Source organism: Cryobacterium sp. TMT1-66-1, from assembly GCF_004403435.1.
GTDB classification, from domain to species: domain Bacteria; phylum Actinomycetota; class Actinomycetes; order Actinomycetales; family Microbacteriaceae; genus Cryobacterium; species Cryobacterium flavum.
On the sequence record NZ_SOGP01000001.1, the window covers coordinates 101,052 to 125,266 of the forward strand.

The 24,215-nt window shown below is 65.5% G+C and carries 26 protein-coding genes; 18 read left to right on the plus strand and 8 right to left on the minus strand.

The genetic code is table 11. The features are described 5' to 3' along the window. The first annotated feature begins 7 nt into the window (after positions 1-7). Together E3T29_RS00490 and E3T29_RS00495 are read left to right on the plus strand one after the other, a co-directional pair. On the plus strand, positions 8-505 hold the full coding sequence (locus E3T29_RS00490) for a MaoC family dehydratase (protein WP_134343635.1): 498 nt from the start codon (positions 8-10) through the stop codon (positions 503-505). Next, positions 502-1,425 (plus strand): CoA ester lyase, encoded by a 924-nt coding sequence (locus E3T29_RS00495; RefSeq protein ID WP_134343636.1) that lies wholly within the window; start codon positions 502-504, stop codon positions 1,423-1,425. The genes E3T29_RS00490 and E3T29_RS00495 overlap by 4 nt, the downstream gene beginning before the upstream one ends. Before the next feature lie 104 nt (positions 1,426-1,529). On the opposite strand, the gene E3T29_RS00500 is transcribed toward E3T29_RS00495, so the two are convergent. Then, positions 1,530-2,033, minus strand: a complete 504-nt coding sequence (locus E3T29_RS00500) for a glutathione peroxidase (protein ID WP_134343637.1) — start codon at positions 2,031-2,033, stop codon at positions 1,530-1,532. 339 nt (positions 2,034-2,372) lie between these two features. Between E3T29_RS00500 and E3T29_RS19495 the strand changes: the two genes are divergently transcribed. Together E3T29_RS19495 and E3T29_RS00505 are read left to right on the plus strand one after the other, a co-directional pair. Then, positions 2,373-2,549 (plus strand): hypothetical protein, encoded by a 177-nt coding sequence (locus E3T29_RS19495; RefSeq protein WP_158253290.1) that lies wholly within the window; start codon positions 2,373-2,375, stop codon positions 2,547-2,549. 272 nt (positions 2,550-2,821) lie between these two features. Continuing rightward, entirely contained in the window at positions 2,822-4,507 is a 1,686-nt protein-coding gene (locus E3T29_RS00505; protein ID WP_134343638.1) for a ribonuclease J, read from the plus strand. A 66-nt stretch (positions 4,508-4,573) separates the two neighbouring features. Here the strand turns inward: E3T29_RS00505 and E3T29_RS00510 are convergent, their stop codons facing one another. Next, on the minus strand, positions 4,574-6,187 hold the full coding sequence (locus tag E3T29_RS00510) for a peptide chain release factor 3 (protein ID WP_092341013.1): 1,614 nt from the start codon (positions 6,185-6,187) through the stop codon (positions 4,574-4,576). A 328-nt stretch (positions 6,188-6,515) separates the two neighbouring features. Between E3T29_RS00510 and E3T29_RS00515 the strand changes: the two genes are divergently transcribed. Further along, positions 6,516-7,532, plus strand: a complete 1,017-nt coding sequence (locus tag E3T29_RS00515; RefSeq protein ID WP_134343639.1) for an aldo/keto reductase — start codon at positions 6,516-6,518, stop codon at positions 7,530-7,532. A 10-nt stretch (positions 7,533-7,542) separates the two neighbouring features. On the opposite strand, the gene E3T29_RS00520 is transcribed toward E3T29_RS00515, so the two are convergent. Further along, complete coding sequence (locus tag E3T29_RS00520) at positions 7,543-8,133, minus strand: TetR/AcrR family transcriptional regulator (RefSeq protein ID WP_092341016.1); 591 nt, start codon at positions 8,131-8,133, stop codon at positions 7,543-7,545. Positions 8,134-8,345: 212 nt separating this feature from the next. Between E3T29_RS00520 and E3T29_RS00525 the strand changes: the two genes are divergently transcribed. Both E3T29_RS00525 and E3T29_RS00530 read left to right on the plus strand, forming a co-directional pair. Beyond that, positions 8,346-9,689 (plus strand): pitrilysin family protein, encoded by a 1,344-nt coding sequence (locus E3T29_RS00525; RefSeq protein ID WP_134343640.1) that lies wholly within the window; start codon positions 8,346-8,348, stop codon positions 9,687-9,689. A gap of 64 nt (positions 9,690-9,753) precedes the next feature. Further along, positions 9,754-10,356 carry a histidine phosphatase family protein gene (locus E3T29_RS00530; RefSeq protein WP_134343690.1) on the plus strand — a complete coding sequence of 201 codons (603 nt, stop codon included), beginning with the start codon at positions 9,754-9,756 and terminating at the stop codon, positions 10,354-10,356. Here the strand turns inward: E3T29_RS00530 and E3T29_RS00535 are convergent. Next, entirely contained in the window at positions 10,353-10,868 is a 516-nt protein-coding gene (locus E3T29_RS00535) for a GNAT family N-acetyltransferase (protein ID WP_134343641.1), read from the minus strand. The genes E3T29_RS00530 and E3T29_RS00535 overlap by 4 nt on opposite strands. A 56-nt stretch (positions 10,869-10,924) precedes the next feature. Here E3T29_RS00535 and dapB point away from each other — a divergent pair, with 56 nt between their 5' ends. Together dapB and E3T29_RS00545 are read left to right on the plus strand one after the other, a co-directional pair. Next, positions 10,925-11,692, plus strand: a complete 768-nt coding sequence (gene dapB / locus E3T29_RS00540; RefSeq protein WP_134343642.1) for a 4-hydroxy-tetrahydrodipicolinate reductase — start codon at positions 10,925-10,927, stop codon at positions 11,690-11,692. Positions 11,693-11,715: 23 nt separating this feature from the next. Continuing rightward, positions 11,716-12,132 (plus strand): hypothetical protein, encoded by a 417-nt coding sequence (locus E3T29_RS00545; RefSeq protein ID WP_370449084.1) that lies wholly within the window; start codon positions 11,716-11,718, stop codon positions 12,130-12,132. Positions 12,133-12,140: 8 nt separating this feature from the next. Here the strand turns inward: E3T29_RS00545 and E3T29_RS00550 are convergent, their stop codons facing one another. The 4 genes from E3T29_RS00550 to E3T29_RS00565 all read right to left on the minus strand — a co-directional run bounded on the left by E3T29_RS00550 (position 12,141) and on the right by E3T29_RS00565 (position 14,561). Then, positions 12,141-13,031 carry a TIGR01777 family oxidoreductase gene (locus E3T29_RS00550; RefSeq protein ID WP_134343644.1) on the minus strand — a complete coding sequence of 297 codons (891 nt, stop codon included), beginning with the start codon at positions 13,029-13,031 and terminating at the stop codon, positions 12,141-12,143. Between the two features lie 8 nt (positions 13,032-13,039). Further along, complete coding sequence (locus E3T29_RS00555) at positions 13,040-13,471, minus strand: OsmC family peroxiredoxin (RefSeq protein ID WP_092341026.1); 432 nt, start codon at positions 13,469-13,471, stop codon at positions 13,040-13,042. A 153-nt stretch (positions 13,472-13,624) separates the two neighbouring features. Further along, positions 13,625-14,104 (minus strand): DUF4395 domain-containing protein, encoded by a 480-nt coding sequence (locus E3T29_RS00560; protein WP_134343645.1) that lies wholly within the window; start codon positions 14,102-14,104, stop codon positions 13,625-13,627. A gap of 1 nt (position 14,105) precedes the next feature. Next, on the minus strand, positions 14,106-14,561 hold the full coding sequence (locus E3T29_RS00565; protein ID WP_134343646.1) for a thioredoxin family protein: 456 nt from the start codon (positions 14,559-14,561) through the stop codon (positions 14,106-14,108). Positions 14,562-14,689: 128 nt separating this feature from the next. Here E3T29_RS00565 and thyX point away from each other — a divergent pair, with 128 nt between their 5' ends. From thyX to E3T29_RS00610, 9 genes are all read left to right on the plus strand, one after another. Continuing rightward, a complete protein-coding gene (gene thyX, locus E3T29_RS00570; protein WP_134343691.1) occupies positions 14,690-15,400 on the plus strand; it encodes an FAD-dependent thymidylate synthase in 711 nt (236 codons plus the stop codon). Between the two features lie 35 nt (positions 15,401-15,435). Beyond that, positions 15,436-16,413, plus strand: a complete 978-nt coding sequence (gene dapA / locus E3T29_RS00575) for a 4-hydroxy-tetrahydrodipicolinate synthase (RefSeq protein WP_134343647.1) — start codon at positions 15,436-15,438, stop codon at positions 16,411-16,413. A gap of 107 nt (positions 16,414-16,520) precedes the next feature. Next, a complete protein-coding gene (locus E3T29_RS00580; RefSeq protein WP_174776382.1) occupies positions 16,521-17,597 on the plus strand; it encodes an efflux RND transporter periplasmic adaptor subunit in 1,077 nt (358 codons plus the stop codon). Then, positions 17,578-18,288: an ABC transporter ATP-binding protein gene (locus E3T29_RS00585; protein WP_134343648.1), complete on the plus strand. Its 711-nt coding sequence runs from the start codon at positions 17,578-17,580 to the stop codon at positions 18,286-18,288. The genes E3T29_RS00580 and E3T29_RS00585 overlap by 20 nt, the downstream gene beginning before the upstream one ends. Beyond that, positions 18,285-19,511, plus strand: coding sequence for an ABC transporter permease (locus E3T29_RS00590; RefSeq protein WP_104088838.1), 1,227 nt, complete (start codon positions 18,285-18,287; stop codon positions 19,509-19,511). Before E3T29_RS00585 ends, E3T29_RS00590 begins: the two co-directional genes overlap by 4 nt. A 107-nt stretch (positions 19,512-19,618) precedes the next feature. Next, positions 19,619-22,534, plus strand: a complete 2,916-nt coding sequence (locus tag E3T29_RS00595; RefSeq protein ID WP_134343649.1) for a DNA translocase FtsK — start codon at positions 19,619-19,621, stop codon at positions 22,532-22,534. Between the two features lie 3 nt (positions 22,535-22,537). Next, the gene (gene pgsA, locus E3T29_RS00600) at positions 22,538-23,131 is read left to right on the plus strand and encodes a CDP-diacylglycerol--glycerol-3-phosphate 3-phosphatidyltransferase (RefSeq protein WP_092341033.1); all 594 of its coding nucleotides are present in this window, start codon (positions 22,538-22,540) and stop codon (positions 23,129-23,131) included. After that, a complete protein-coding gene (locus tag E3T29_RS00605) occupies positions 23,124-23,684 on the plus strand; it encodes a CinA family protein (protein ID WP_370449080.1) in 561 nt (186 codons plus the stop codon). Before pgsA ends, E3T29_RS00605 begins: the two co-directional genes overlap by 8 nt. A 144-nt stretch (positions 23,685-23,828) precedes the next feature. Further along, positions 23,829-24,137, plus strand: a complete 309-nt coding sequence (locus E3T29_RS00610) for a helix-turn-helix domain-containing protein (protein ID WP_092341034.1) — start codon at positions 23,829-23,831, stop codon at positions 24,135-24,137. The last annotated feature ends 78 nt before the right edge of the window (positions 24,138-24,215 follow it).

The window sequence follows — 24,215 nt, forward strand, 5'->3', positions numbered from 1 at the left end:
GAAGCGGATGACCGACCCCGGTACCCCAGAACGCCACCTGGTTCAGCAGCGCGGCCTCTACTTCGAGGAGTTTGACCTCGATGCTCGGTACCAGCACCGTCCGGGTCGCACCGTGACCGAGGCCGACAATGTGCTGTTCACGACGATGACCATGAACACGCAGGCGCTGCACCTCGATGCGGCGTGGTCGGCCACCCAGCCGTTCGGCGAACGCTTGGTGAATTCCATGTTCACTCTGTCGACCATGGTCGGCAGTTCGGTCGCCCAGCTGACCCAGGGCACGATCGTGGCGAACCTGGGATTTTCGGCCGTGACGTTTCCGCATCCGCTGCACCACGGCGACACCCTCTATTCGGAGACGATCGTCACCGACAAACGGTTGTCGAAGAGTCGCCCCGGTCAGGGAATCATTACGCTCGAACACACCGGACGCAACCAGCACGGAGTGGTCGTCGGCTCGGCCGTGCGCACCGTGCTGGTCTGGTGCCGCGAGGGAGCAGCATGAGCGGCCCGTTCGATGGCGGCCCGTTCGATGCGGGCTCCTTCGATGACTACAGCGACCCGGCCGGCCTCGACCCCTTCGACGACAGCCCCGCCGGTCTCAGCCCGTTCACGCCGGCCCCGTTCACCCTCGGTCCAGCCCTGCTGTTCTGCCCCGCCGACCGGCCGGAGCGTTACGAGAAGGCCGCTGAGCGCGCCGACGCCGTCATCCTCGACCTGGAAGACGCCGTCACGCCCGCTGACCGGGCGGCGGCGCGGCGCGCGCTGATCGAGCATCCGCTTGACCCGGCCACGACAATCGTGCGCATCAATCCGGCCGACACCGACGATTTCGCACTCGATCTGGCCGCGCTGGCCCGCACGGAGTATCGCGACGTGATGCTCGCCAAGACGGTCAGCGCCGGCCAGGTCGAGCGGCTCGAAGCATTTCGGGTGATCGCCCTGTGTGAAACCGCCGCCGGTGTGATCTCGGCGACCGAGATCGCCGCCGAGCGCAACGTTGTCGGGCTCATGTGGGGCGCCGAAGACCTCGTCGCCTCGCTTGGAGGCACGTCGAGCCGTTTCGAGGACGGTCGCTACCGCGACGTCGCTCGCCAGGCCCGCTCCCAGGTGTTGCTGGCCGCCCGTGCGCACGACAAGGCGGCGATCGACACGGTGCACCTTGACATCACCGACACGGCAGGGCTCGAGCTTGAGGCAGCGGATGCCGTCGCCAGCGGTTTCACCGCCACCGCGTGCATCCACCCGAGCCAGGTCGCCGTCATTCGCGCCGCCTACCAGCCGACGGCAGCCGAGGTTGACTATGCCCTCGGGCTGCTCGAGGCCGCCGCAAGCGCGCGCGGCGTCTTCCAGCACGAGGGCCGCATGATCGACGGCCCGGTCTTGCGTCACGCCGAGGCCGTGTTGCGCCGCGCCGCCCGCTGACGGCCGCGCGCTAAATTCACCGGGCCCGCCTTGTAGCCCGGGGCCCAGTTTATAAACTGGGCCCGTGGACGGGGCCTGGGCCCCGTCCGCAACAGAAGGGCGGGTCAGGCGGCCTTGGCGGCCAGAACCGTCTCGATAGCTTCGACGATCTCGGTCGACTCCGGCTCGACCGAGGAGGCGAAACGGTCGACGATCTCACCGGTCGGGGTCACTAGGAACTTCTCGAAGTTCCACTTGATCAGGCCGGGCAGCAGTCCCCGCTTGAACTTGGTGAGCTCCGCATAGAGCGGATGCTGGTGCTTGCCCCGCACATCAACCTTGGCCGTCATGGGAAAGGTCACCCCGTAGGTCATGCCGCAGAATTCCACGATGTCCGCTTCGGTGCCCGGTTCCTGGCCCATGAACTGGTTGCTCGGCAGCCCGAGCACGACGAGTCCCGCGTCGGCGAAGCGCTGGTACAGCGCCTCCAGCCCGGCGTACTGCGGCGTGAAGCCACACTTCGAGGCCACATTGACCACGAGAACGGTCTTGCCCTGGTAGGCGCCGAAGGTTGTTTCTGTTCCGTCGATGAGGGTGAGGGGGAGGTCGTACAGCGCAGAAGAAGTCATTGAAAGATGTTATCGACGAAAGCCTCCATGCTGGCTGCACGGCACCTGTGTAGCTGCAGGCCATCCTGTACCTGCACGGCGCCTGTGTAGATCATGTATTTGCCCCAAATGGGTGGCAGGCTCAGGTATTCTGGTATCAGCTCAGAAATCATGGCGATCCACTAGAGGATCCGGGTTTCTGCAGCCCGCGCGGCGCAGCGCATTCTTCCGCCGACCGGGCCAACACCCCAGTTTCACTCGAATCAGCTCCGCCAATGTGTGCCGCTGTCACTCTCGTACGAGACTGTGTGCTCTGACTAGCCGTCGGCATCCGCTAGTACTAATCGCACCAGGAGCACCATGAATTCCTACGTATCGAAGTCCACCAAGCGCGCCACCACCGCCAACGAGTACGTCACGCACGACGTTCGTCGCGCGATCACTGCCACCGGTTACGTCAGCGGCACCGCGCAGCACCTCGAAGCCGGCGACTACGTTTCGCCGCAGCCGAGCGCTGCCGGGCGCCGCGCCGCGTAGCCACCGGCCAGGCCGCTTGAGCGGTGAGCAACACCAAAAGAGGGATTCCGCCACGTGCGGGGTCCCTTTTTTGTGACCGAAAACGCTGCGTGTTGATGCATCGGTAGACTAGTGAGGTACCTGGCCGGTATTTTACTTGCCCGCCAGGCACGACACGAGGTACGCGTATGCGCGCTGAAGCCCCCTGAGTATTGCTCGCTGGCTTTCGGTATGCCCGATCTCGGTCCCCACACACCTGGACATGCAGTACCGCAGACAACGAAATGAGATTCATGAATAACCACTACCTCGACCTGAGCACTCCGCCGGCACTGCCGGCTCGCGGCATGCGCATCATCCCGCTCGGAGGCCTCGGCGAGATCGGCCGCAACATGACCGTCTTCGAGCACAAGGGAAAGCTGCTCATCATCGACTGCGGCGTCCTCTTCCCCGAAGACAACCAGCCCGGCATCAACGTGATCCTGCCCGACTTCACCGCCATCCGTGACCGCCTGCACGACATCGAGGCCATCGTGCTCACCCACGGCCACGAAGACCACATCGGCGCAGTGCCGTACCTGCTCAAGGAACGCGGCGACATTCCCGTCGTCGGTTCCAAGCTCACCCTGGCCTTCCTCGCTGCAAAGCTGCAGGAGCACCGCCTCAGCCAGAACTTCATCGAGGTGAAAGAGGGCGAGCGCCGCACGATCGGCCAGTTCGACCTCGAGTTCATCGCCGTCAACCACTCCATCCCCGACGGCCTGGCCATCGCCATTCGTACCGAAGCCGGCCTTGTGCTCGCGACCGGTGACTTCAAGATGGACCAGTTCCCGCTCGACAAGCGCCTCACCGACCTCGGTGCCTTCGCACGCCTGGCCGAAGAGGGCGTCGACCTGTTCATGACGGACTCGACCAACGCCGAGGTTCCCGGCTTCACCACCGCCGAGAAGGACATCGGACCGGCGATCGACACCGTGTTCCGCACCTCCCCGCGCCGCATCATCGTGTCGAGCTTCGCCAGCCACGTGCACCGCATCCAGCAGGTCATTGACGCCGCTGTCAAGCACAACCGCAAGGTGGCCTTCGTCGGACGCTCCATGGTGCGCAACATGGGCATCGCGAGCGAGCTCGGCTACCTCAACATTCCCAAGGGCCTGCTCGTTGACATGAAGGCGCTCGAGCGCATGAAGGACGACAAGGTCGTTCTCATCTGCACCGGTTCGCAGGGTGAGCCGATGGCTGCGCTGTCGCGTATGGCCAACCGCGAGCACGTCATCAAGATCGGCGAGGGCGACACCGTGCTGCTCGCGAGCTCGCTGATCCCCGGAAACGAAAACTCCATCTACCGCGTCATCAACGGCCTGATCCGTTGGGGCGCGAACGTCGTGCACAAGGGCAACGCCAAGGTGCACGTCTCCGGTCACGCCAGTGCCGGCGAGCTTGTCTACTGCTACAACATCGTCAAGCCGGTCAATGTCATGCCGATCCACGGCGAATGGCGTCACTTGACGGCCAACGCCGACCTCGCCATCGCGACCGGTGTTGCCGAAGAGAACGTCATCGTCGTCGAAGACGGCGTTGTCGTCGACCTCATCGACGGTCACGCCAAGGTCACCGGCCGTGTCGTCGCCGACTACGTCTTCGTCGACGGGATGACCGTGGGCGGGGCAGCATCCGCTGCGATGGAAGATCGCCGTAAGCTCGCCGAGGACGGCACCATCACCATCCTCGGAATTCTCAACGCCAAGACCGGCACGCTCTCCGAGCCGGTCGAGTTCCTGGCCCGTGGATTCGTGCACGACGACGAGTGGGTCAAGGGAGCCACCAAGGTCATCGACGAGGCCATGAAGGCCGCGAACCGCATCAAGATCGTCGACGGCGCCGAGCTCGAAGACCTGTTCACGCAGTCCGTGAGCCGCTGGATGAACCGCAAGTACCGTCGCAGCCCCGTCATCACCTCCGTGGTGGTCGACGCGTAAGCAGCACCGAACAGAAAGGGCCGCATCCTCCACGAGGATGCGGCCCTTTCTGGTTGAACGAACCAGCTACATGAAGTCTTCGGCGGTCGCGTTCGCGATGTCGATCAAAACAAGCTTCGGGTTCTCCTTGGCAATGGCCTGCAGGCGCCACGGAGTGCTGAACAGGGCGAGCAGGGTGCCGTCGGAGCGGGTGAATACCTCCACCTGGCGGGTTCCGGCGAGCACGAGCGCGCTCTCTTTGTCGGTCTTGCGGGCCACCTGGTAGGGCAGCGCTTCCATGCGGATGTCGGCGTGAAAGTCGTGCACCATGCGGTCTTCGACCACCTCGAACTGCATCGGTCCGACGGCGCCGAGCACGGGAGCCTGCTCGCCGCGCACCTCGGAACGCATCACCTGGATGACACCCTCGTGGTCGAGCTGGTCGATGCCGCGGCGAAACTGCTTGTGCTTGCTCGAGTCCACGGGGCGGATCGCCCGAAAATGTTCGGGGGAGAACAGCGGCAGCGGCGGAAACTCCACCCGCTCGTCTTCAAAGATCGAATCGCCCACCCGCAGCGCCGACGCGTTCACGAGCCCCACGATGTCGCCGGGCCAGGCCTGGTCGGTGACGGTGCGTTCCTTGCCAAACAGCTGCTGGGCATACTTGGTGGCGAAGGGCCGCCCGGTCGCCGCGTGCGTGACGATCATGCCGCGGCGAAATTCGCCCGAGCACACGCGCACGAAGGCCACGTGGTCGCGGTGCGCGGAGTTCATGCCGGACTGCACCTTGAACACGAAACCGGAGAACGGTGAGGTGACCTTTCGCGGGTTGCCGTCGATGTCGATGCGGGCTTCGGCCGGCGGCGCGAACTCCACCAGGGTGTCGAGCAGCTGCTGTACGCCAAAGTTGGCCACGGCCGCGCAGAACAGCACCGGGGTGGTCTGGCCGTCGAGAAACAGCTCGGAGTCGTGATTTTGCGACTCAGCGTCGAGCAGCTCGGATTCTTCGACAGCGGATGCCCAGGCCGGGCCTTCCTCGATCGCCGCGTCGGCGGCATCCAGCCGCACCGATTCGGCCACTGTCGCTCCGCCCGCCGTGCGGGTGAAGCGCAGAAAGTCGCCGGAGCGGCGATCGAGCACGCCGCGCAGGTCGCCGGCTTCGCCGACCGGCCAGTTCAGCGGGGTCGGCAGCAGGCCGGTGCGGGTCTGGATCTCGTCCATCAGGGCCAGGGGAGTGTCGCCGGGGCGGTCCCACTTGTTGATGACGGTGATGACCGGCAGGCCGCGTTGCTTGCAGACGGCGAACAGTTTCATGGTCTGCGGCTCGAGACCCTTGGCCGCGTCGACGAGCATCACCGCGGCATCCACTGCGGAGAGCACCCGAAAGGTGTCCTCGGAGAAGTCGGCGTGCCCGGGGGTATCGACGAGGTTGATCACGGCGTCGTGGTATTCGAACTGAATGGCGGCGCTGGTGACCGAGATACCGCGGGCCTTTTCCATCTCCATCCAGTCCGAGACGGTGCCGCTACGGCCGGCCTTGCCGTGGGTGGCACCGGCGGAGGTGATGGCGCGGGCGTGCAGCAGAAGGGCCTCGGTCAGAGTGGACTTGCCCGCGTCGGGGTGGCTGATCACCGCGAAGGTGCGGCGACGGAGGGCCTCGCGGGGAACCTGGGGGTTGGGCACGGAGGCGTCGGTGGTCATGGCTGCTTTCCTGCGGCTGATTCGGGCAGGATACCTTGCCAGCCGATCGATCACGTGATTCGACAGGCGGCGGCCCAGGGCGGATGTGCACCTGCACAGGCAGCCCAATTTTTGCGCAATCTTCAGTCTAACAAATCGGGGGCGCACCGACTGGCGGTCGGCAGCCACCGCCCCCTGTTCGGCCGCCCGCGACGTACATTTTGGTAACGGTTTAGCGTGCCGCCGGGAAATCTCGGTGGCCTCGCCTAAAGTCGGCCCAAGAGCACTTTACGACGAGAAAACCCGGCAGAACGCACAGGTCGGGCGAACACCCCGGGAGGAGAACGCAATGCCCCGACAGGTGGTGTCATCATCTCTGGATGCGATGTCGGTCGACCGCGTACATGCCGAGACGGGGCCGTCCGAGACGACCGTCGGTTCGCGCCCGGTTCGCCGGCAGATTGTGGGAACCGATCTGTGCGTGCATCCACTCGCCCTGGGCTGCAACGCCTTCGGCTGGACCGCGACAAATGATGCCTCCCTGGCCATTCTCGACGCGCACCGCGATCTCGGCGGCAATTTTCTAGACACCGCCGACAGCTTCGCGGCCGGCCGAAGCGAAGTGATCATTGGGTCCTGGCTGCGTTCTCGGGGCGCGCGGGCCGAAACCGTGCTGGCCACGAAGATCGGCCGCAATCTCGACAACCCCGGACTGACCCAGCGCAGCATCGTCGCCGCTGTCGAGGCGAGCCTGGTGCGGCTCGGTACCGACTACGTCGACCTGCTTTATTTTCACTTCGACGACAAGACCGTCGCCCTCGAAGAGAGCCTGGTTGCCGTGGACGCGCTGATGCGCGCCGGCAAGGTGCGCTACCTGGGTGCCTCGAACTTCTCGGCGGAACGGCTCATGGAAGCCCGGGTGCTCTCAGCCCTCGGCCTGCCCAAGTTTGTCGCCGCCGAAACCCCGTACAACCTCGTACATCGCGCCGAACTCGAAAAAGACGTCGCGGTCGTCGCCCGCGCCCAGCACCTGGCCCTGATGCCCGGCTTCGCCCTCGCCCACGGTTTTCTGGCCGGCGCGTACCGCAACAAAGCGGATGCCGCCGACACCGCCCGCGGTCAGCTCGCCAAGGTCTACCTCAACCGTCGATCGCTGCGCGTTCTCGCCGTGGTCGACCGCATCGCCGCAGCGCAGGGCACGGCCCCGGCGTCGATCGCCCTGGCCTGGCTGCTCGCCCGGCCCGACGTGGTGGCGCCGGTGGCTGGCGCGGGCCGGGCCGACCAGGTGCAGTCTTTGGTCGCGGCGGCGGGCATCCGTCTCGGCCGTAACGACCTGCTCGACCTCGACCGGGTATCGGCCTTCTGACCTCGCAGCGTTAGGCGCCCGACTCGTCGAGTACTCGCTGGATGGCGCGCAGCAGGGCGGTATGGGCACCGATCGGGTCGCCGAGGTTGGCACCGGCGAAGGCGCCGTCGCGGGCGAGAAAGAAGTCGTCGGCGGCGTCCCCGGGCCGGGCGTGGCCCATGCCGCGGAACATGTCCTCGATCGACCGGCCGTACCAGTCCCGGTGTGCAGACACGGCCTGGCGCACCGGGTGGGCCGGGTCGGTGAACTGGGCGGCCGCGTTGATGAACGGGCAGCCGTGGAAGCCTTCGCGGATGACCTGCGCCGAGATCTCGTTGACGACTCCGCGCAATCGCTGCTCCGGGGTGTCGTATCGCGTGTCAAGGCTGGCGAGAAAATCGCGAGCCAGGCGGTCGCGGCCCTGCAGGTACACGACAATGAGGGCGTCCTTCGAGCGGTAGTACTTGTAGAAGGTTGCTTTGGTGACCTTCGACTCGCTGATGATGCGGTCCACACCCACGGTGTGAACACCCTCGGTATAAAAGAGTCGGTCGGCGGTGGCGAGGATGCGCACCTTGGCGTGCGTCGCCGGCCGAACGGCTTCAGCTGTCAGCGTGGTCATGCGGCACTCCTTTATTAGGGGGCAGAAAACAGCCCCGATGAGCGCAAATCCGGGAGTTTTCTCCGGTCGGCTCCCAGACTGTAACACACCCTAGACAGACCAGTCTGTCGCAATCGACCCCACGGAGCATTCTGGCCAAACTGGGGGTAGGCCAGCGAGTTCCCACGGGAGAGGCGGCCGCCCCGATCGGGTCTTGTAAGGTGGTGGATGATATGAACGGTGCAGTCGACTTTCCCCTAGACCAGGCCGAACTCTCGTTTCGGGCCGCCGGCGATGCCCTCGTGCGGCGCACCGTTTTGCCGAGCGGTGTTCGCATTCTCAGCGAGCAAGTACCGGGCGCCCGCAGCCTCACGATCGGTTACTGGGTTGCCGTCGGTTCCCGCGACGAACAACCGGGGCATTTCGGCTCCACCCACTTTCTCGAGCACCTGCTGTTCAAGGGCACGCCGACGCGGTCAGCACTGGACATCGCCATCTCGTTCGACGCGGTCGGCGGCGAACACAACGCCATGACCGCCAAGGAATACACCTGCTACTACGCCAAGGTGCAGGACCGGGACCTCGGCATGGCCATCGATGTACTCACCGACATGTTGACGTCCTCCAAACTGGATGAAGGTGAATTCGAAACCGAGCGCGGCGTCATTCTCGAGGAACTCGCCATGGCCGACGATGACCCGGCCGATGTCGCCAACGAGAGATTTTTCGAAGCCGTGCTGGGAAAACATCCGCTGGGCCGCCCCATCGGCGGCAACGCCGACGATATTCGCGCGGCCTCCCGCACGGCCGTGTGGGAGCACTACCAGGCCAACTATCGCCCGCAGGACCTCGTCGTGACGGTGGCCGGTGCCGTCGACCACGACCAGCTGGTCGACGCCGTCACCCGCGCGCTCGAACGGGCCGGCTGGGACCTCAGCATCGCGCAAACTCCGGTGAGCCGCCGTGGCGGTGCGCCGGCCGAAATCCACCAAGGACAGGCCCTGACGATCGTCAAACGTCCGCTCGAGCAGGCCAACCTGCTGCTCGGCATGCCCGGCCTGCTGGCAACCGACGACCGTCGCGTCACGATGAGCGTGCTCACCTCGATCTTCGGTGGGGGAATGTCGAGCCGACTGTTCCAAGAAGTACGTGAGAAGCGCGGCCTGGCCTATTCGGTCTATTCCTTCGCGCCCGGCTACTCCGACGCCGGCCTGTTCGGCATGTATGCCGGGTGCACGCCCGCCAAGGCCGGGCAGGTCGCTGAGCTCATGCTGAGTGAACTGCACCACCTCGCCGCTGACGGTGTCACGGCTGACGAGATGAAGCGTGCGTCCGGCCAGCTGAGCGGGGCATCCGCTTTGGCCTTGGAAGACTCGGACACCCGCATGTCTCGGCTGGGGCGGTCCGAGATCACCCTCGGCGAGTTCGCCGATCTCGACGAAGCCCTGCGCCGCCTTGCGCTCGTCACAGCGGCCGATGTGCAGGAGCTCGCCGCCGAGCTCGCGAGCGGTCCGGTCTCGATCGCCGCGGTCGGGGCCCTCGAGGATGATGCCTTCGCCGCGATCCTTCCAAGCTGACCTTCACCCCACAGCCTGTGCTCCATCCGCCCCGGCGGACTTCTGAACTTTGAAATGGACGATGATGCCCCAGTACATCTACCTGGTACGCCATGGCGAGCAGCAGGATGCCGAACACGGCCTGCACGACGGTCCGCTGTCACCGCGCGGCAAACGCCAGGCGCTGCTGATCGCCGACCGCCTGAGCGGGGTTCCGTTCACCGGCGCCTGGCACTCACCGCTGCAGCGGGCTGCTGAGACCGCCGAGATCATGGCGGAACGACTGCCCGCCCTGCACAGCGAATCGTCGGCGCTGCTGTTCGACTGCATCCCCTCTGGCCGGGCAGCCGAAACGCCGTCGGCCTACGACCCGTTCTTCGGCTCCGTCACCGACGATGAGATCGCCGCCGGACGAGCGCAGATGGAAGACGCCGTCGCCGAATTTCTGCAACCGCGCCGCAGCCAGCGGCACGACCTGCTGATCACCCACAATTTCGTGATCGCCTGGTTTGTGCGTGAGGTTCTCGGCGCTCCCGATTGGCGCTGGGTCGGCATCAATCAGGCCAATTGCGGCTTGACCGTGCTGCAGCAAAAGCCGGGCCGTCCCTGGACTCTGATCACCCACAACGACCTCGGCCACCTGCCGGTCGAGCTGCGTACCGGGCTGCCGGAACCCCTGATGTTCTAAAGTCGCTTGCAATACCAGTGCGTGGCATTGGGATTGTCGTTGTACGACGGAATGCTTTCGTAGCCCGTGCTCTGATACAGTGCCCCGGCGGTGGCGAGAACCACGTTGGTGTCGAGCACCACTTCAGCGCCTCCGAGTTCTGCCGCCCGCCGCTCGAGCTCGGCCAGCAGCAGGCGCCCCCATCCACGCCCGCGGGTTGTGGGTTGAATCCACAAATGTTTGACCTCGAAGCGAACGGGTTCGTTCTCTCCTTCGGCGCTACCCAACCGACGGATGCCCCCGCACCCGACATACGCGCCGCTCGCGTCGTTGCCCACCGGGCCATCGCTCGTGGGTTCGTCGAGCACCACGAGAAAGATGCCCTGCGGCGGCACGAACTGCTCCGCGAGCGGATAGGTCGGGTGGTAGGTGCCCTGGGGTTGCCGAAACGACAGTTCGGGGCTGCTGAAATATTCTGTGAGCAGGGCGAGGGCCGCGGCATCCGCGACGGACACGGCGTGAAACTGAGGCATCTGCCAAGGCTATTGCGCGGGCAAGTGCAAGCGCGATCAATTGGTAGATTGGTCTCATGACAACGACGGTGGCCATCATTGGCGCAACGGGCAAGATGGGCCGCCTGGTCTCCGACCTGATCGACCGAACCGAGGGTTTTGAGGTCGTCGCCCGCCTGGACTCGAAGAGCGAGCTCAGTGAGATGCTCGGGGCAGAGATTGCCATCGACCTCACCCGACCGGACGTGAGCCGGAGCGTCGTCGACTTTGCGACCGAGCACGGTTTGCGCGTACTCGTCGGCACCTCCGGCTGGAGCCAGGACGGCATCGATTCGCTCGACCGCCGCCTCGCCGGTCGTGACGATACCGGTGTCATCATCATTCCGAACTTCTCGATCGGCTCGGTGCTCGCCACGGCGTTCGCGGCCCTCGCCGCCCGGTTTTACGATTCCATCGAGATCGTTGAAGCCCATCAGCCATCCAAGGTCGATTCACCGTCTGGGACCGCGGTGCGCACCGCCGAACTGATCGGCCGGGCGCGCGCCGAACTCGGTCCGGTCTCCGCGCCGCACACCGACCAACGTGCCCGCGGGCAGCAGGTGTCGAGCGTGCCCGTACACAGCCTGCGCCTGTCCGGACTGTTGGCCCGTCAGGACGTGTTTCTCGGCGGTACCGGTGAAACCCTCACGATCAGCCACAACACACTCTCGCCGAACGCCTACGAGAGCGGCATTCTGCTGGCCCTCAATGCGACCCGAACGGCTACCGGGGTGACAGTCGGCCTCGATCAGGTGGTCGATCTGGGATTTGGCATTGCCGGCACCACCGAAAAGGCTTTCCAGTGAAGGGCAAGATCGCCGTCGTCGTCATGGCGGTGCTGCTGGTTTTCTACCTTGTGCTGGCCGGAGTGCGGGCCGTCGCGTTCATTCAGAGTGGCGAGCCGGTCGGCATCGCCATCGGGCTCGCACTGCTCATTTTGCCGCTGATCGGCTTCTGGGCGCTGGCGCGTGAAGTTGCGTTCGGCATCCGCTCTGAACGCCTGGTGCGTCAGCTCGACGACCTGGGGGAGCTTCCCGGCACCGATCTGCCGGTGCGTCCGAGTGGTCGCCCCTACCGGGATGCCGCCGACGAGCAGTTTCCGGCGGCACAGGCTGCGGTCGAAGCTGAGCCGGAGAACTGGCATGCCTGGCTGCGCCTCGGCCTCGCCTACGACGCGTCCGGTGACCGCAAGCGCGCTCGCGGTGCGATCCGCACCGCGATCTCACTCGAGCGCACGCCGAAGTAGCGAGTAGGCTACGGCTGGCGCAGCATCCAGGCGATCGCGGTCGCCGGATTGCGATGAAAGAACTCGAACCCGTCGTCCAGGAGCTTCTGGGCGCTGACCTGCTGGTCGGCGAGCAGCAGCTGGCGGGCGGCATCCTGCAGCAGCAGCGTCAGGATCTGCTTGGGCACCGGCACGACGAACGGTCGATGCAGCGCCGTGGCCAGCGCCTTGATGATGTCGTTCGAGGTCGCCGGGGTCGGCCCGACCAGGTTTACCGGGCCGGACAACGTCGAGGTCAGCAGATGCACGATGGCCGCGGCCTCGTCGTGCAGGCTGATCCAGGCCCAGTGCTGCTGTCCGCCACCGAGTGGTCCGGCCAGGCCGAGCTTGGCCAGGGGAAGCACCGGTTTCAGCGCGCCGCCCTTGGCCAGAACGAGGCCGGTGCGCAGCGTCACAACGCGGGTCGGCTCCGGCGCCAGCTGGGCCGCAGCCTCCCACTGAGTAACGACGTCGGCTAGAAAATCGGTTCCCACAGCGGATGTTTCGCTCAGGATCTCCCCGGGCCGATCGCCGTAGACCCCAACGGCAGAACCGTTCAGGAGAACCGTCGGGGGAGTGGCGGCCTGGGCGAGGGCATCGGTGATCGTGCGGGTGGCCGACAGCCGTGAGCTCAGGATCTCTGTGCGATACCCCGCCGTCCACGGCAGCCGCGCCAGTGATGCACCCGAGAGGTTGACGACCGCGTCAATGGTGTCGAGCACGTTCACGTCGAGGGCATGGGCTGCGGGGTCCCACCGAACCTCGTTCTTGCCGAGGGCTTCCCGCCGCACCAGCCGCACCGGGGTGTGCCCGGCGGCGGCCAGCTGGCGACTAAGCTCCCGACCGATGAGGCCGGAGGCTCCGGCGATCAGAACGCGCACGCCCTGACCTAGGCCAGTTCGGCTTCAATGGTGATGGGAATGCCCGCGAGTGCCTTCGAGATCGGGCAGTTGTCCTTGGCATCCTGGGCGAACACCTCGAACTCGGCCTCGGTAAGGCCCGGAATCTTGGCGCTGACCAGAAGGTGGCTTCCAATGACCCCGGTGCCGGCCGCAAAGGTGACGGCCGCGGTGGTCTGGATGCTCTCGGGAGTGTGGCCGGCCGAACCGAGTGCGTTGGCGAGGGCCATGGAGAAGCAGGCCGCGTGGGCTGCACCGAGCAGTTCCTCCGGGTTGGTCGTGTTCGACACTCCCTCGGCGCGGGCTTTCCAGTTCACCGAGAATTCGGCGGCGTGCGAGGAATCGAGGGTGACGGTGCCGGAGCCGGTCGGAAGATCGCCGGTCCAGACGGTGGTTGCTTCACTGGTGAGCGTCGTGGGCATGGTGTTACCTCCAGGTGATTGATTCCACCCTAACCGTCTCACCTGCCCCGCGAACGAGTCCCGTCTGGGAATTACCTGAGAGCCAGCCGACACGCCCGGGGAGCAGGCGGGGTACCCTGCCGGGCGTGTCCCGGCAGCATTGGGCTGGGTGGCTCAGGCGTTCCCGACGGTTCGGCCGGCCCGGTTGAGCACACCGAATCGCACGAGCAGCAGGTAGATCTGGCAGCCGAGGCAGTAATCAAAGGCGGCGTTGAGAAAGGCCGCGACGAATGCTGCGGCCGCGGCGATGGGGATAGCGCCGGGAACTCCGGCCAGGCCCAGTGCCAGCCCAATCAGGGTCACCACGAGGCCGACGCCCTGGGCAAAAGTGGGCGGCGCGGCGTCCTCGAGCTCGGTCGGTGGCGCCAGGTGTGGTCGAACCCACCGCTTGAACACGAGGCCGTAGGGGTGCCGCCCGGCGCCGGCGAACGCGCCCCAGGCGAACAGGGCCGTAATCACAGCCAGCAGCGCCAGTGCGGCAGCGGATGCCCTGGTCAGCGACAAAAACACGACCGAGAGTAGCAGCAGGGCCGTGATGGCTGCGCCGAAGCGGGGGCCGCGCGGATCGAGCGGGGGGCGGGACGACGTCGACATGTCAGCTCCGTTGACTGGTAATGAAGGGGTGGGAGTGCTGCGTGATCGCATCGAGGGTCGAGTTGATCGCGGCCCGGTTCGGCGCGCCGCCCACGCGAGCTCGCACTCGCCCGGTCGCGTCCAAAATCAGGGTCGTCGGGGTTTGAAGAATTGAATAGCGGTTGGCGAGATCGGCGCGGTGGGTGAGATCGACATCGACGTGCACGACTCCCGGGCGCTCAGCGGCCACGTCGCCCAGCAGCCGGCGGGTTCCGGGGCAACGGGCGCACATCTCGGTCGAAAACTGCAGCAGGGTAGCGATGGCGCCGAACGGGGCCGAGGCCGCGACATCCGCTGGCGTGATGACGTCGCCGGCAACGCGGGCCACGCGTCCCTGGCGGGCTCGCCAGACGAGTCCAAGAACGGTCGTGGCCGCTAACAGGGCCAGTAGCAGTCCGATCGCTTCGAGTGGGTTCATGGTGTTGACGTTACGTGGGCGCGGGCCTATTCGGGGGACTGTGACGCGACATTACGGCTGCGCGCGGGCGTGCCGGCGAGCAGACCGGCTAGCCTGAGGCGGTGTCTGAAATTGAGTTTCGATCTGAAATGACCGTGGAGCTGGTGCGCGCGAGCGCCCACGATTCTGACGTGCTGTTTGCCGCCCGGGTGTCGACCCTGGGGGAGCAGACCCTCGAGCAGAGCCAGCTCGACGGCTCAGCGAGCGAGGCCGACGAAAAGCGCGACCGCGGGCTGATCAACTACCTCATGCGTGACCGGCACGGTTCGCCATTCGAACACAACTCGATGACGTTCTATGTGCGCGCGCCCATTTTCGTGTTCCGGGAGTTCATGCGGCACCGCATCGCCTCCTACAACGAAGAGTCGGGCCGCTACCGGGAGCTGAACCCCGTTTTCTACGTGCCGTCCGCAGAGCGCAACCTCGTGCAGGTCGGCAAGCCGGGAGCCTACGACTTTCTGCCCGGCACGGCCGAGCAGACCGCGCTGGTGCAGCAGCAGACCCGCGCCGCCGCGATTCACGCCTACGAGGCCTACCAGCGGATGCTCGAAGCTGGCGTTGCACGCGAAGTCGCGCGCATCGTGCTGCCGCTGAACATCTACTCCTCCATGTACGTGACGCTCAACGCTCGCTCGCTGATGAACTTTCTCAGCCTGCGCACGAAACGGGAGGGGACGACGTTCCCCTCGTTCCCGCAGCGCGAAATCGAAATGTGCGCCGAGCAGATGGAAATCCACTTCGAGGCCTTGATGCCCCTCACCTACTCCGCATTCAATAAGAACGGCCGAGTCTCCCCGTAGCAGAGCGGATGCGGCGAAGCGATAGCCTGTACTTCGTGTCTACCTCTACGAATCCCTTTGGCCAGGTGCTGGTCGCACTGGTCACCCCGTTTACCTTTGATGGCGAAGTGGACTGGGCCGGGGTGGAGAAGCACATCGACGACGTCATCAACGCCGGTGCCGACGGCATCGTCGTCACGGGCACGACCGGTGAGACGAGCACCCTGACCGACCCGGAGAAGATCCGCCTGGTAGAGGTGGGCAAGTCAGTCGCGAACGGCCGCGCGAAGATCATCACCGGTGGTGGTTCGAACGAGACCGCACACGCCATGCAGCTCGCCCGGCAGAGCGAAAAGGCCGGCGCCGACGGCAACATGATCGTTACCCCGTACTACAACAAGCCGACCCAGGCCGGAATCCTCACCCACTTCCGCATGATCGCGGATGCCACCGATCTGCCCGTCATCCTCTACGACATCCCCGGCCGTACCGGTGTTGCAATCGCTTACGAGACCATCCTGCGCGCGGCCAAGCACCCCAACATCCTGGCCATCAAAGACGCCAAGGGCGACTTCGCGCAGGTCAGCCGGGTACTTAACCAGACCGACCTCCTGTACTTCTCCGGCGACGACCCCAACGTTCTGGCACACCTCTCGATCGGTGCGACCGGCCTGATCGGAGTCACCGGCAACATCACGGCGACCCCGTACCGGCACATGGTCGACGCCGTCAACCGCGGTGACCTCAAGGTCGCAACCAAAGCCCACCAGCAGCTAGAACCGCTCGTGCGCGCCGTGATGACCCACGTTCCCGGCACCGTCGCGGTGAAGTACATCCTGCACGGCCTCGGCCGCATCGGCAGCCCACGCGTTCGCCTGCCCCTGGTCGGCCCGGAGGACTCTGAAGCCGCTCAGATCGAGGACGAGCTGTCGCTGGTGCAGAACATTCCCGGCGTGGACTTCTCCAACTTCCGCCCCGACCGCAACGCGGCCGCCGGCGGATCGCTGCCCAAGATCGCCGGCACCACCCGCTAAGCGCTTGCGCCGTCGGCGCCGGAGTCGGCTGAGGCGTCTCCGCTCGTAAAACGCTAGGATCAGCCCATCGAGCGCGACCAAGTCGGGTCGGCCGTGTGGGGAGTGTCGTGAACGTTGCACGCAAATGGGTCTTTCCTATTCTTCGATTGATTGTCATCGCGGCCATCGCGGTGGCGCTGGTCAAGCTGGCGTTCTACCCCGACAACGCGGTGGACAGTAATCCCGCCGAACCGACCGGCGTCATCGTCGAACCCCAGATTCCGGTTGCCCTCGGCACCATCAGCAACGACGTCACCCTGCCGGGCACGGTCAGCGCCGACCCGGCCGTCGCCGTCAAAGCGACCGCCATCGGAACGGTCGACGAGATCTTCGTGGCTGCCAGCCAGGCCGTGAACAAGGACGACAAGATCTACGACATTCGGGTCGAGACGATCAAAGACCCGGTCGAAACAACGGATGCCGACGGTAACGTCACCATCACCCAGCCCAAACCGGTGATCACCTTCGCCAAGGTACTGGCCCCGATCACCGGCATCCTGAGCTCGCTCACGGTGATCCACGGCCAAAGCGTGGCCGTGGGGGATTCGACCGGCCAGGTGGCACCACCGAGCTTCTCGGTGAGCGGAGCGCTCAGCCCCGAGCAGCAGTATCGGCTGCTATCCAAGCCGACCGAAGCATCCGTCGCGATCACCAATGGGCCGGCGCCGTTCACCTGCACGGGCCTGACCATCACGACCCCGCTGGCTGGGGAAGCGGCCGGCGGTGACAGTGGGACCGGCGGCCAGACGGGCACGAGCGGTACGACCGTCACCTGTGCGATTCCGGCCGAGGTGACAGTGTTCTCCGGACTGGCCGCGCAGATCACGATCGCGGCCGGCCTCGCCGAAAACGTGCTTGTCGTGCCAACAACTGCGGTCAAGGGGTCGGCCGAGACCGGTGTCGTCTGGTTCGTGTTGGCCGACGGCGGCACCGAAGAACGCCCGGTCACGCTCGGCATGACCGACGGCACCAACGTGCAGGTCATCGACGGACTCGTCGAGGGCGACCTGATCAACCAGTTCGTGCCCGGCGCCCCGTGGCACCGGGAGCCGACGGCTGCGATACACAACCCGATGGTAGCCAAGTCTGCTACATGCCGAGCATTTCCAGCACCGGGATCTCCAAATGACCCTGCTGCACCTTGAGGGCGTGACCCGTACCGTGCAGCTCATCGATGCGCCGCCGCTGACGATTCTTTCCGGTATCGACCTCGAGGTGAACGTGGGCGACCGCGTCTCGATCGTCGGCCGCTCAGGTTCGGGCAAAACCACCCTGCTGAACCTGCTCGGCCTGCTGGATTCCCCCACCAGCGGCACCATGCTGTTCGAAGATCGCCCGGTGCAGTCGCTGTCCTCCGGCGCCCGCGACCGCCTCCGCGGCCGTGAGGTGGGCTTCATCTTTCAACAGTTCAACCTGCTGCAGGGCCGCACCGCCCTGGAAAACGTGATGACCCCGCTGCTCTACGCCGAGGGTCGCCAATTCTGGCAGCGCGCCCGCATCGCCACCGAGATGCTCGAACGGGTTGGCCTCGGAGATCGGCTGGCTTCACTGCCCGACAAGTTGAGCGGCGGTGAGCAACAGCGCGTCGCGATCGCCCGTTCCCTGGTGCGCGGCCCGCGGCTCATTCTCGCCGACGAACCGACCGGCGCCCTCGACCTGGAAACCGGCGAGACGGTGATGGACTTGATCGACGAGGTCGCCACCGAATCCGGGGCGGCCCTCGTCACCATCACCCATGACCCGGCCATCGCTGCCCGGGCCACCCGGCATCTGCGGCTCGACCACGGCGTATTGCAGGTCGCCAGCACCGTGCCCGCCAGTAGCGTGCCAGCATGAAGCGCCTCGCGAGCAACGTGGTCGGCGCCATCATCGAGGCCTGGCAGGAAGTACGCATCCATAAGACCCGCGTCATGCTGTCCCTGATCGGGGTGGCCGTCGCCGTCTGCGCCATCACGACCGTGGTCGGCCTCGGCGGGGTCGCGCAGCAGGCCACCGTGGAATCCAACGAACGATCGGGCGGCCGCCCGGCCAGCCTGTATCTGTCTGCGTCGATGAACGATGGCTCCACCCCCACCGAGATGCCTGAAATCTGGCGCACCGCGCTCGAACGGTACAAAATCGACTACGCCAGCCGTGTCGTCAATACGCAGCAGACGGTGCAATTCACCGACGGCGCCGTACCGGTGCAGACGATCGGGGTGGATCCGCCCTACGGCACCATGCACCGCATTACTCTCGAAGAGGGGAGCTGGTTCACCGATGACGACCAGACCCGGCTCGCTCCGGCTGTGCTCATCAACTCCATTTTCTGGGACCGCCTTGGCCGACCCGACCTGGCCACTCACCCGACCACCACCCTGCTCGGTGAAGGCTCTACGACGGCCGTCGTCACCGGCGTCTATCCGGCCCTCTCCTACGAGACCGAGCCGGCGATGTACATGCTCGCCGACGCACTCACCGCCATCACGCCGGTCGTCACCGACCCCAATTTTCAATTCGGGCCGCCGTCCTACGAGCTGTGGGTACCCGTTGACATCTCAGAACAGCTCGTGACCGCTCTGCAACGTGACGTTCAGGGCGCCCTGGGTGCTGACGCGTTCGTGCAGGTGAACCGGCAAGATTTCGCGGCTTACCAGGACGGCGACCCCTACCTCTCGCTCAAACTCACTGTCGGCGCCATCGCCGGGCTGGTGCTGCTGCTCGGAGCGCTCGGACTGGTCAATATCGCCCTGGTCACGCTCAAACAGCGCATCCGCGAGATCGGCATTCGGCGCAGCTTCGGGGCGACCGCCGGCCGGGTGTTCTTCGCGGTCATGATGGAAAGTGTTGTCGCCACCGTCGTCGCCGGCATCGTCGGCGTCATCGCCGCCGTTCTCATTGTCAAGAGTCCATTTGTCGAGGACTTCATCAGCCAGGGCCAGGTCACCGACTTTCCACCGTTCCCGGTCGAAGCCGCCGTGCTCGGCCTGGTCTGCGCCACCGTGGTCGGAGCCCTCGCCGGGCTGATCCCCGCACTTGTCGCGGTGCGGGTGAAGGTGATCGACGCCATCCGCTACTAAACTTACGCGCGACAAACGGATGCTGCCGCGTGCGCAATACCCGCCTGTCGCGAGGGCCGTGGGCGTGGGGTCGGCCGAATGTCGGTGGTGCTTGGTAGCGTTATTTCATGGCTACGAGCACTAAGTCGACCGGGCGTGCCCGCACCCCGGCAGCGAAGGGCGCTCCGGCGCGCAAACCGAGGGCGACGAGCGCCGGCGGTACCACCGCGCAGAAGACCGTCAAATTCACCGCTGTCGACGTGAAGCCGAGCCTGGGTGCCCGCGCCTGGATGGGCCTGGCCCACCTCACGGGCGGCGCCGCCCGTGCCCTCGGCCCGGAAAAACTCTCCAAAGACGAACGCCGCGACGGTCTGCCGTTCTTTCTCGTGCTGCTCGCCATCTCCGGCGCCATCGTTGAGTGGTTCCTCATTAACAACCTCGTCGCCCAGCGGCTCGACGCCTACACCTTCGGTGGCCTGTTCGGCCGGGTTGCCTTCGCCCTGCCGGTCATTCTGCTGCTGTTCTCGGTCTGGCTGTTTCGCAAACCCAGTTCGGTGCACGATAACGGCCGCATCGGCATCGGACTCAGCCTTCTGCTGGTGACCATCTCCGGGCTCTGCCATATCTTCGGCGTGCAGCCGCAGCCGCAAGACGGCATGCCGGCCCTCGCGCTGGCCGGCGGGGTCATCGGGTGGATGATCGCCGCCCCGCTGATCATGCTCACCACGTCGATCGGTGCCACAATCGTCGTCATCCTGCTGTTGCTGCTGAGCCTGTTCATCATCACCAAGACCCCGCCGAACCGGGTCGGTCAGCGTTCCCGGGAGCTCTACGACTGGCTGTTCGGCGCCCAGCTGACGGCTGACGAAGAGCAAGCGGCCACGAAAGCGACCAAGAACGGCAAGCCGGGCAAGACCGCGCAGGTCGAGCTCGACGGCGTCAATGTTGTTTCAGGCGATGACGACGACTCCGAAGGCGCGCTGCCGTGGTGGCGGCGCAACAACAGCAAGCGCGAGGAAGACCCCGACTTCGGCAGCGCGCTGTCGACCGAGTCGAAGGCCGGCCCGGCTGAGCTGGCTCCTGACCCGCTCAGCGTGCTGCTTGGCGGCAATCAATCGCGCGGCGGCTTCGACAGCGCCATCGAATCGGAGGTCACCGACCACACCGCTCCGCCCGAACGCGACCACTACGGCACCGAGGTGCTCGAAGACCTGCGCAAGGCGGAGCTCGCCGTCAAACGATTCACCGGCGAAGTCGACCTCGGCACCGGTCCGTCCACCGGCCTGCACTCCGACGACCCGGCCGGGCACACCGAAGTACTACCCGGCTTCGACGACGTCTTCCCCGAACTCAGCCAGGCAGTGGATGCCTCTGGCGCGGCCCTTCCCCCTCTCGCCTCCACTGACCCCCACCCGGCCATTCCTTATCTCGTGCCCGCGGCATCCACTCTCACCGCCGGCCCGCCGGCCAAAGCGCGCTCGGCCGCCAACGACGACGTCGTGAAGTCGATCACCGAGGTGCTGCGCCAGTTCCAGGTCGATGCGAAGGTCACCGGATTCTCCCGTGGCCCAACGGTCACCCAGTACGAGATCGAACTCGGCCCGGGCGTCAAGGTAGAGCGGGTCACCGCGCTCAGCAAGAACCTCTCCTACGCGGTCGCCTCGAATGAGGTGCGCATCCTCTCGCCCATCCCCGGCAAGAGTGCCATCGGCATCGAGATCCCCAACACCGACCGTGAAATCGTTACCCTCGGCGACGTACTGCGGTCGAGCACCGCCACTAATGCCACCCACCCGATGACCATCGGTGTCGGCAAGGACGTCGGCGGCGGTTTCGTCATCGCCAACCTCGCAAAAATGCCCCACCTGCTCGTCGCCGGCTCCACCGGATCCGGCAAGTCCAGCTTCGTGAACTCCATGATCACCAGCCTGCTCATGCGCGCCAAGCCGAGCGACGTGCGCATGGTGCTGATCGACCCGAAGCGGGTCGAACTCGCCGCCTACGCCGGCGTGCCGCACCTCATCACGCCCATCATCACGAACCCGAAGAAAGCCGCTGAAGCGCTGCAGTGGGTCGTGAAAGAGATGGACATGCGTTACGACGACCTTGCGAGCTTCGGCTTTCGCCACATCGACGACTTCAACAAGGCCGTCGTCAATGGCGAGATCGTGCTGCCGGCCGGCAGCGAACGCAAACTCAAGCCCTACCCCTATCTGCTGGTCGTCGTCGACGAGCTGGCCGACCTCATGATGGTCGCCCCGCGCGACGTCGAGGACTCCATCGTGCGCATCACCCAGCTGGCCCGCGCCTCGGGAATTCACCTCGTGCTCGCCACCCAGCGGCCCAGCGTCGACGTCGTCACCGGTCTGATCAAGGCCAACGTGCCCTCACGCCTCGCCTTTGCTGTGACGAGCGTCACCGACTCCAGGGTCATCCTCGACCAGCCCGGCGCCGACAAGCTCATCGGGCAGGGCGACGCCCTGTTCCTGCCGATGGGTGCCTCCAAAGCCGTGCGCGTGCAGGGCGCCTGGGTCACTGAAGACGAGATCGAGAAGGTCGTCAAGCATGTCACCATGCAGGCCCGTCCCGACTATCGGCCCGACGTTTCCATGGTCGCCCCGCGCAAGGAAATCGACTCCGACATCGGCGACGACCTCGAGGTGCTGCTTGCAGCGGCGGAACTCGTCGTGTCCACCCAGTTCGGGTCCACGTCGATGCTTCAGCGCAAACTGCGTGTCGGCTTCGCCAAGGCCGGCCGCCTGATGGACCTGCTCGAATCCCGCGAGATCGTCGGCCCCTCCGAAGGCTCCAAGGCGCGCGACGTGCTCGTGAACGCGGAACAGCTGCCGAGTGTGCTCGCCCGCCTGCGCGGCTCCGACGACGAACAGCACGCCCTCAAGGCGCAGTCCGACGATTCGCGTGCTGCCTCCGCGCCCGACCCACGCTACGCCGATGACCCGGTCGAGAAAATGTCACAGGGGTATCCTGAGGTGGACGGCGCCTTGGACGACGAGGATGCCTGGAAACTAACCGGCAGGGACTGAACCATGGCATCACCACAAGCATCCGTCACCCGGCCCAGTAACTGGAACGTTCCCAACCTGATCACGGTCGTGCGCATCCTGCTCGCCCCCGTTTTTATCTGGATGCTGCTGGCCGCCGACGGCCCTCAGGATACCCTGCGCTGGGTCGCCGCCGTGCTGTTCATCATCGCCATCGCCACCGACGGCATCGACGGCATGATCGCCCGCCGCCACAACCTCGTCACGGACCTCGGCAAGATTCTCGACCCGATCGCCGACAAGATCCTCACCGGTGGCGCCCTGGTCTGCCTATCTATTCTGGGGGAGTTGCCCTGGTGGGTGACCATCGTCATCCTGGTGCGAGAGATCGGCATCACGGTGTTCCGCTTCGTCATGCTGCGCGACCGGGTCATTCCGGCCAGTCGCGGCGGCAAGCTCAAGACCGTTGCCCAGTCCGTGTCGATCTCGCTCGCCCTGCTGCCGTTCAACCAGGTGTTCGGCGACTGGGTGGACTGGCTCAACACGGCCACCATGACCATCGCGCTCGTGCTCACCGTAGTCTCCGGCCTCGACTATCTGATCTCGGCCTGGCGCCTGCGAAAGCACGACGTTGCCTGACCCGGCCACGGTCACGGGTTCACTCCCCGTAACTCACCCGGCCCAGTCGGCTGGGCCAGCGGATGCGACGGCCGAGCTGATCGCCGAGCTCACCACCCATCACCTCACCATCGCCGTGGCCGAGTCGCTGACCGGCGGACTGCTCGTGGCTGAGCTCGTGCGCATTCCCGGGGCATCCGTTGTGGTGCGTGGGGGAGTCGTTGCCTACGACACTGCCCTGAAGCGCAGCCTGCTGCACGTCGACAGCAGTGTGCTGAACGTGCACGGCCCCGTCCACGCCGACGTCGCCAAGCAGATGGCCGGCGGGGTGCGCACCCTGCTCGCGGTGAACGGCGTACGCGCCGACATCGGTGTGTCGACGACCGGTGTCGCCGGGCCCGGGCCCGACGGGGGACACCCGGCTGGAACGGTGTTCATCGGTCTCTCCAAAGGTACTGGATCCTGGGCTGTTCCACTGCACCTCCATGGTGACCGGGGAGAGATTCGCGCCGAAACCGTGAGCCAAGCGATCGATGCTGTGCGTGCGCTGATAGCGCAGGGTGACGCGGAATAGTTCCTCTTACGGGCTGGTTACATCGAAGACATTCACAAGCAAAGCCCAGTGATTCTCGGTAGTGTCAACGAGTCGGATGAATGCAGTATTGTAAGCATCCAGCTTCGCATTCCGGTAGTTATTAGGCATAAGAAGGAGGTTCCGATGATTCTTGTTCGTCAGGAAATCGGCGATGTGCTCAGGGACTTCCGCCTGCAAAAGGGGCGTACCCTGCGTCAGGTCGCAAGCAAAGCCAGCGTCGCGCTCGGCTACCTCAGTGAGGTAGAACGAGGACAGAAAGAGGCCTCTTCGGAGATTCTCGCTTCTGTCGCCGATGCACTGGAAACCCCGATCTCGGTCATCATGCGCGAAGTTGGCGACCGTCTCGCCGTCATCGAGGGAATCGATCAGTTCCCCGACACGGTACCGGACGAGTTCGTCAACACGTTCGATGCCGATCTCATGGTGCGTTAGTCATCAACCGGTAGCGTTCCTAGTATTTTGAGTATCATCAACCACCGTCGACACAGAGTGTCGGCGGTGGTTGTCATT

Bases quoted from the DNA above. Each gene is read 5' to 3' on its own strand.
- E3T29_RS00490 (WP_134343635.1), top strand. From the start codon at position 8: ATGACCGACCCCGGTACCCCAGAACGCCACCTGGTTCAGCAGCGCGGC.
- E3T29_RS00495 (WP_134343636.1), top strand. From the start codon at position 502: ATGAGCGGCCCGTTCGATGGCGGCCCGTTCGATGCGGGCTCCTTCGAT.
- E3T29_RS00500 (WP_134343637.1), bottom strand. From the start codon at position 2,033: ATGACTTCTTCTGCGCTGTACGACCTCCCCCTCACCCTCATCGACGGA.
- E3T29_RS19495 (WP_158253290.1), top strand. From the start codon at position 2,373: ATGAATTCCTACGTATCGAAGTCCACCAAGCGCGCCACCACCGCCAAC.
- E3T29_RS00505 (WP_134343638.1), top strand. From the start codon at position 2,822: ATGAATAACCACTACCTCGACCTGAGCACTCCGCCGGCACTGCCGGCT.
- E3T29_RS00510 (WP_092341013.1), bottom strand. From the start codon at position 6,187: ATGACCACCGACGCCTCCGTGCCCAACCCCCAGGTTCCCCGCGAGGCC.
- E3T29_RS00515 (WP_134343639.1), top strand. From the start codon at position 6,516: ATGCCCCGACAGGTGGTGTCATCATCTCTGGATGCGATGTCGGTCGAC.
- E3T29_RS00520 (WP_092341016.1), bottom strand. From the start codon at position 8,133: ATGACCACGCTGACAGCTGAAGCCGTTCGGCCGGCGACGCACGCCAAG.
- E3T29_RS00525 (WP_134343640.1), top strand. From the start codon at position 8,346: ATGAACGGTGCAGTCGACTTTCCCCTAGACCAGGCCGAACTCTCGTTT.
- E3T29_RS00530 (WP_134343690.1), top strand. From the start codon at position 9,754: ATGCCCCAGTACATCTACCTGGTACGCCATGGCGAGCAGCAGGATGCC.
- E3T29_RS00535 (WP_134343641.1), bottom strand. From the start codon at position 10,868: ATGCCTCAGTTTCACGCCGTGTCCGTCGCGGATGCCGCGGCCCTCGCC.
- dapB (WP_134343642.1), top strand. From the start codon at position 10,925: ATGACAACGACGGTGGCCATCATTGGCGCAACGGGCAAGATGGGCCGC.
- E3T29_RS00545 (WP_370449084.1), top strand. From the start codon at position 11,716: ATGGCGGTGCTGCTGGTTTTCTACCTTGTGCTGGCCGGAGTGCGGGCC.
- E3T29_RS00555 (WP_092341026.1), bottom strand. From the start codon at position 13,471: ATGCCCACGACGCTCACCAGTGAAGCAACCACCGTCTGGACCGGCGAT.
- E3T29_RS00560 (WP_134343645.1), bottom strand. From the start codon at position 14,104: ATGTCGACGTCGTCCCGCCCCCCGCTCGATCCGCGCGGCCCCCGCTTC.
- E3T29_RS00565 (WP_134343646.1), bottom strand. From the start codon at position 14,561: ATGAACCCACTCGAAGCGATCGGACTGCTACTGGCCCTGTTAGCGGCC.
- thyX (WP_134343691.1), top strand. From the start codon at position 14,690: ATGACCGTGGAGCTGGTGCGCGCGAGCGCCCACGATTCTGACGTGCTG.
- E3T29_RS00585 (WP_134343648.1), top strand. From the start codon at position 17,578: ATGACCCTGCTGCACCTTGAGGGCGTGACCCGTACCGTGCAGCTCATC.
- E3T29_RS00590 (WP_104088838.1), top strand. From the start codon at position 18,285: ATGAAGCGCCTCGCGAGCAACGTGGTCGGCGCCATCATCGAGGCCTGG.
- E3T29_RS00595 (WP_134343649.1), top strand. From the start codon at position 19,619: ATGGCTACGAGCACTAAGTCGACCGGGCGTGCCCGCACCCCGGCAGCG.
- pgsA (WP_092341033.1), top strand. From the start codon at position 22,538: ATGGCATCACCACAAGCATCCGTCACCCGGCCCAGTAACTGGAACGTT.
- E3T29_RS00610 (WP_092341034.1), top strand. From the start codon at position 23,829: ATGATTCTTGTTCGTCAGGAAATCGGCGATGTGCTCAGGGACTTCCGC.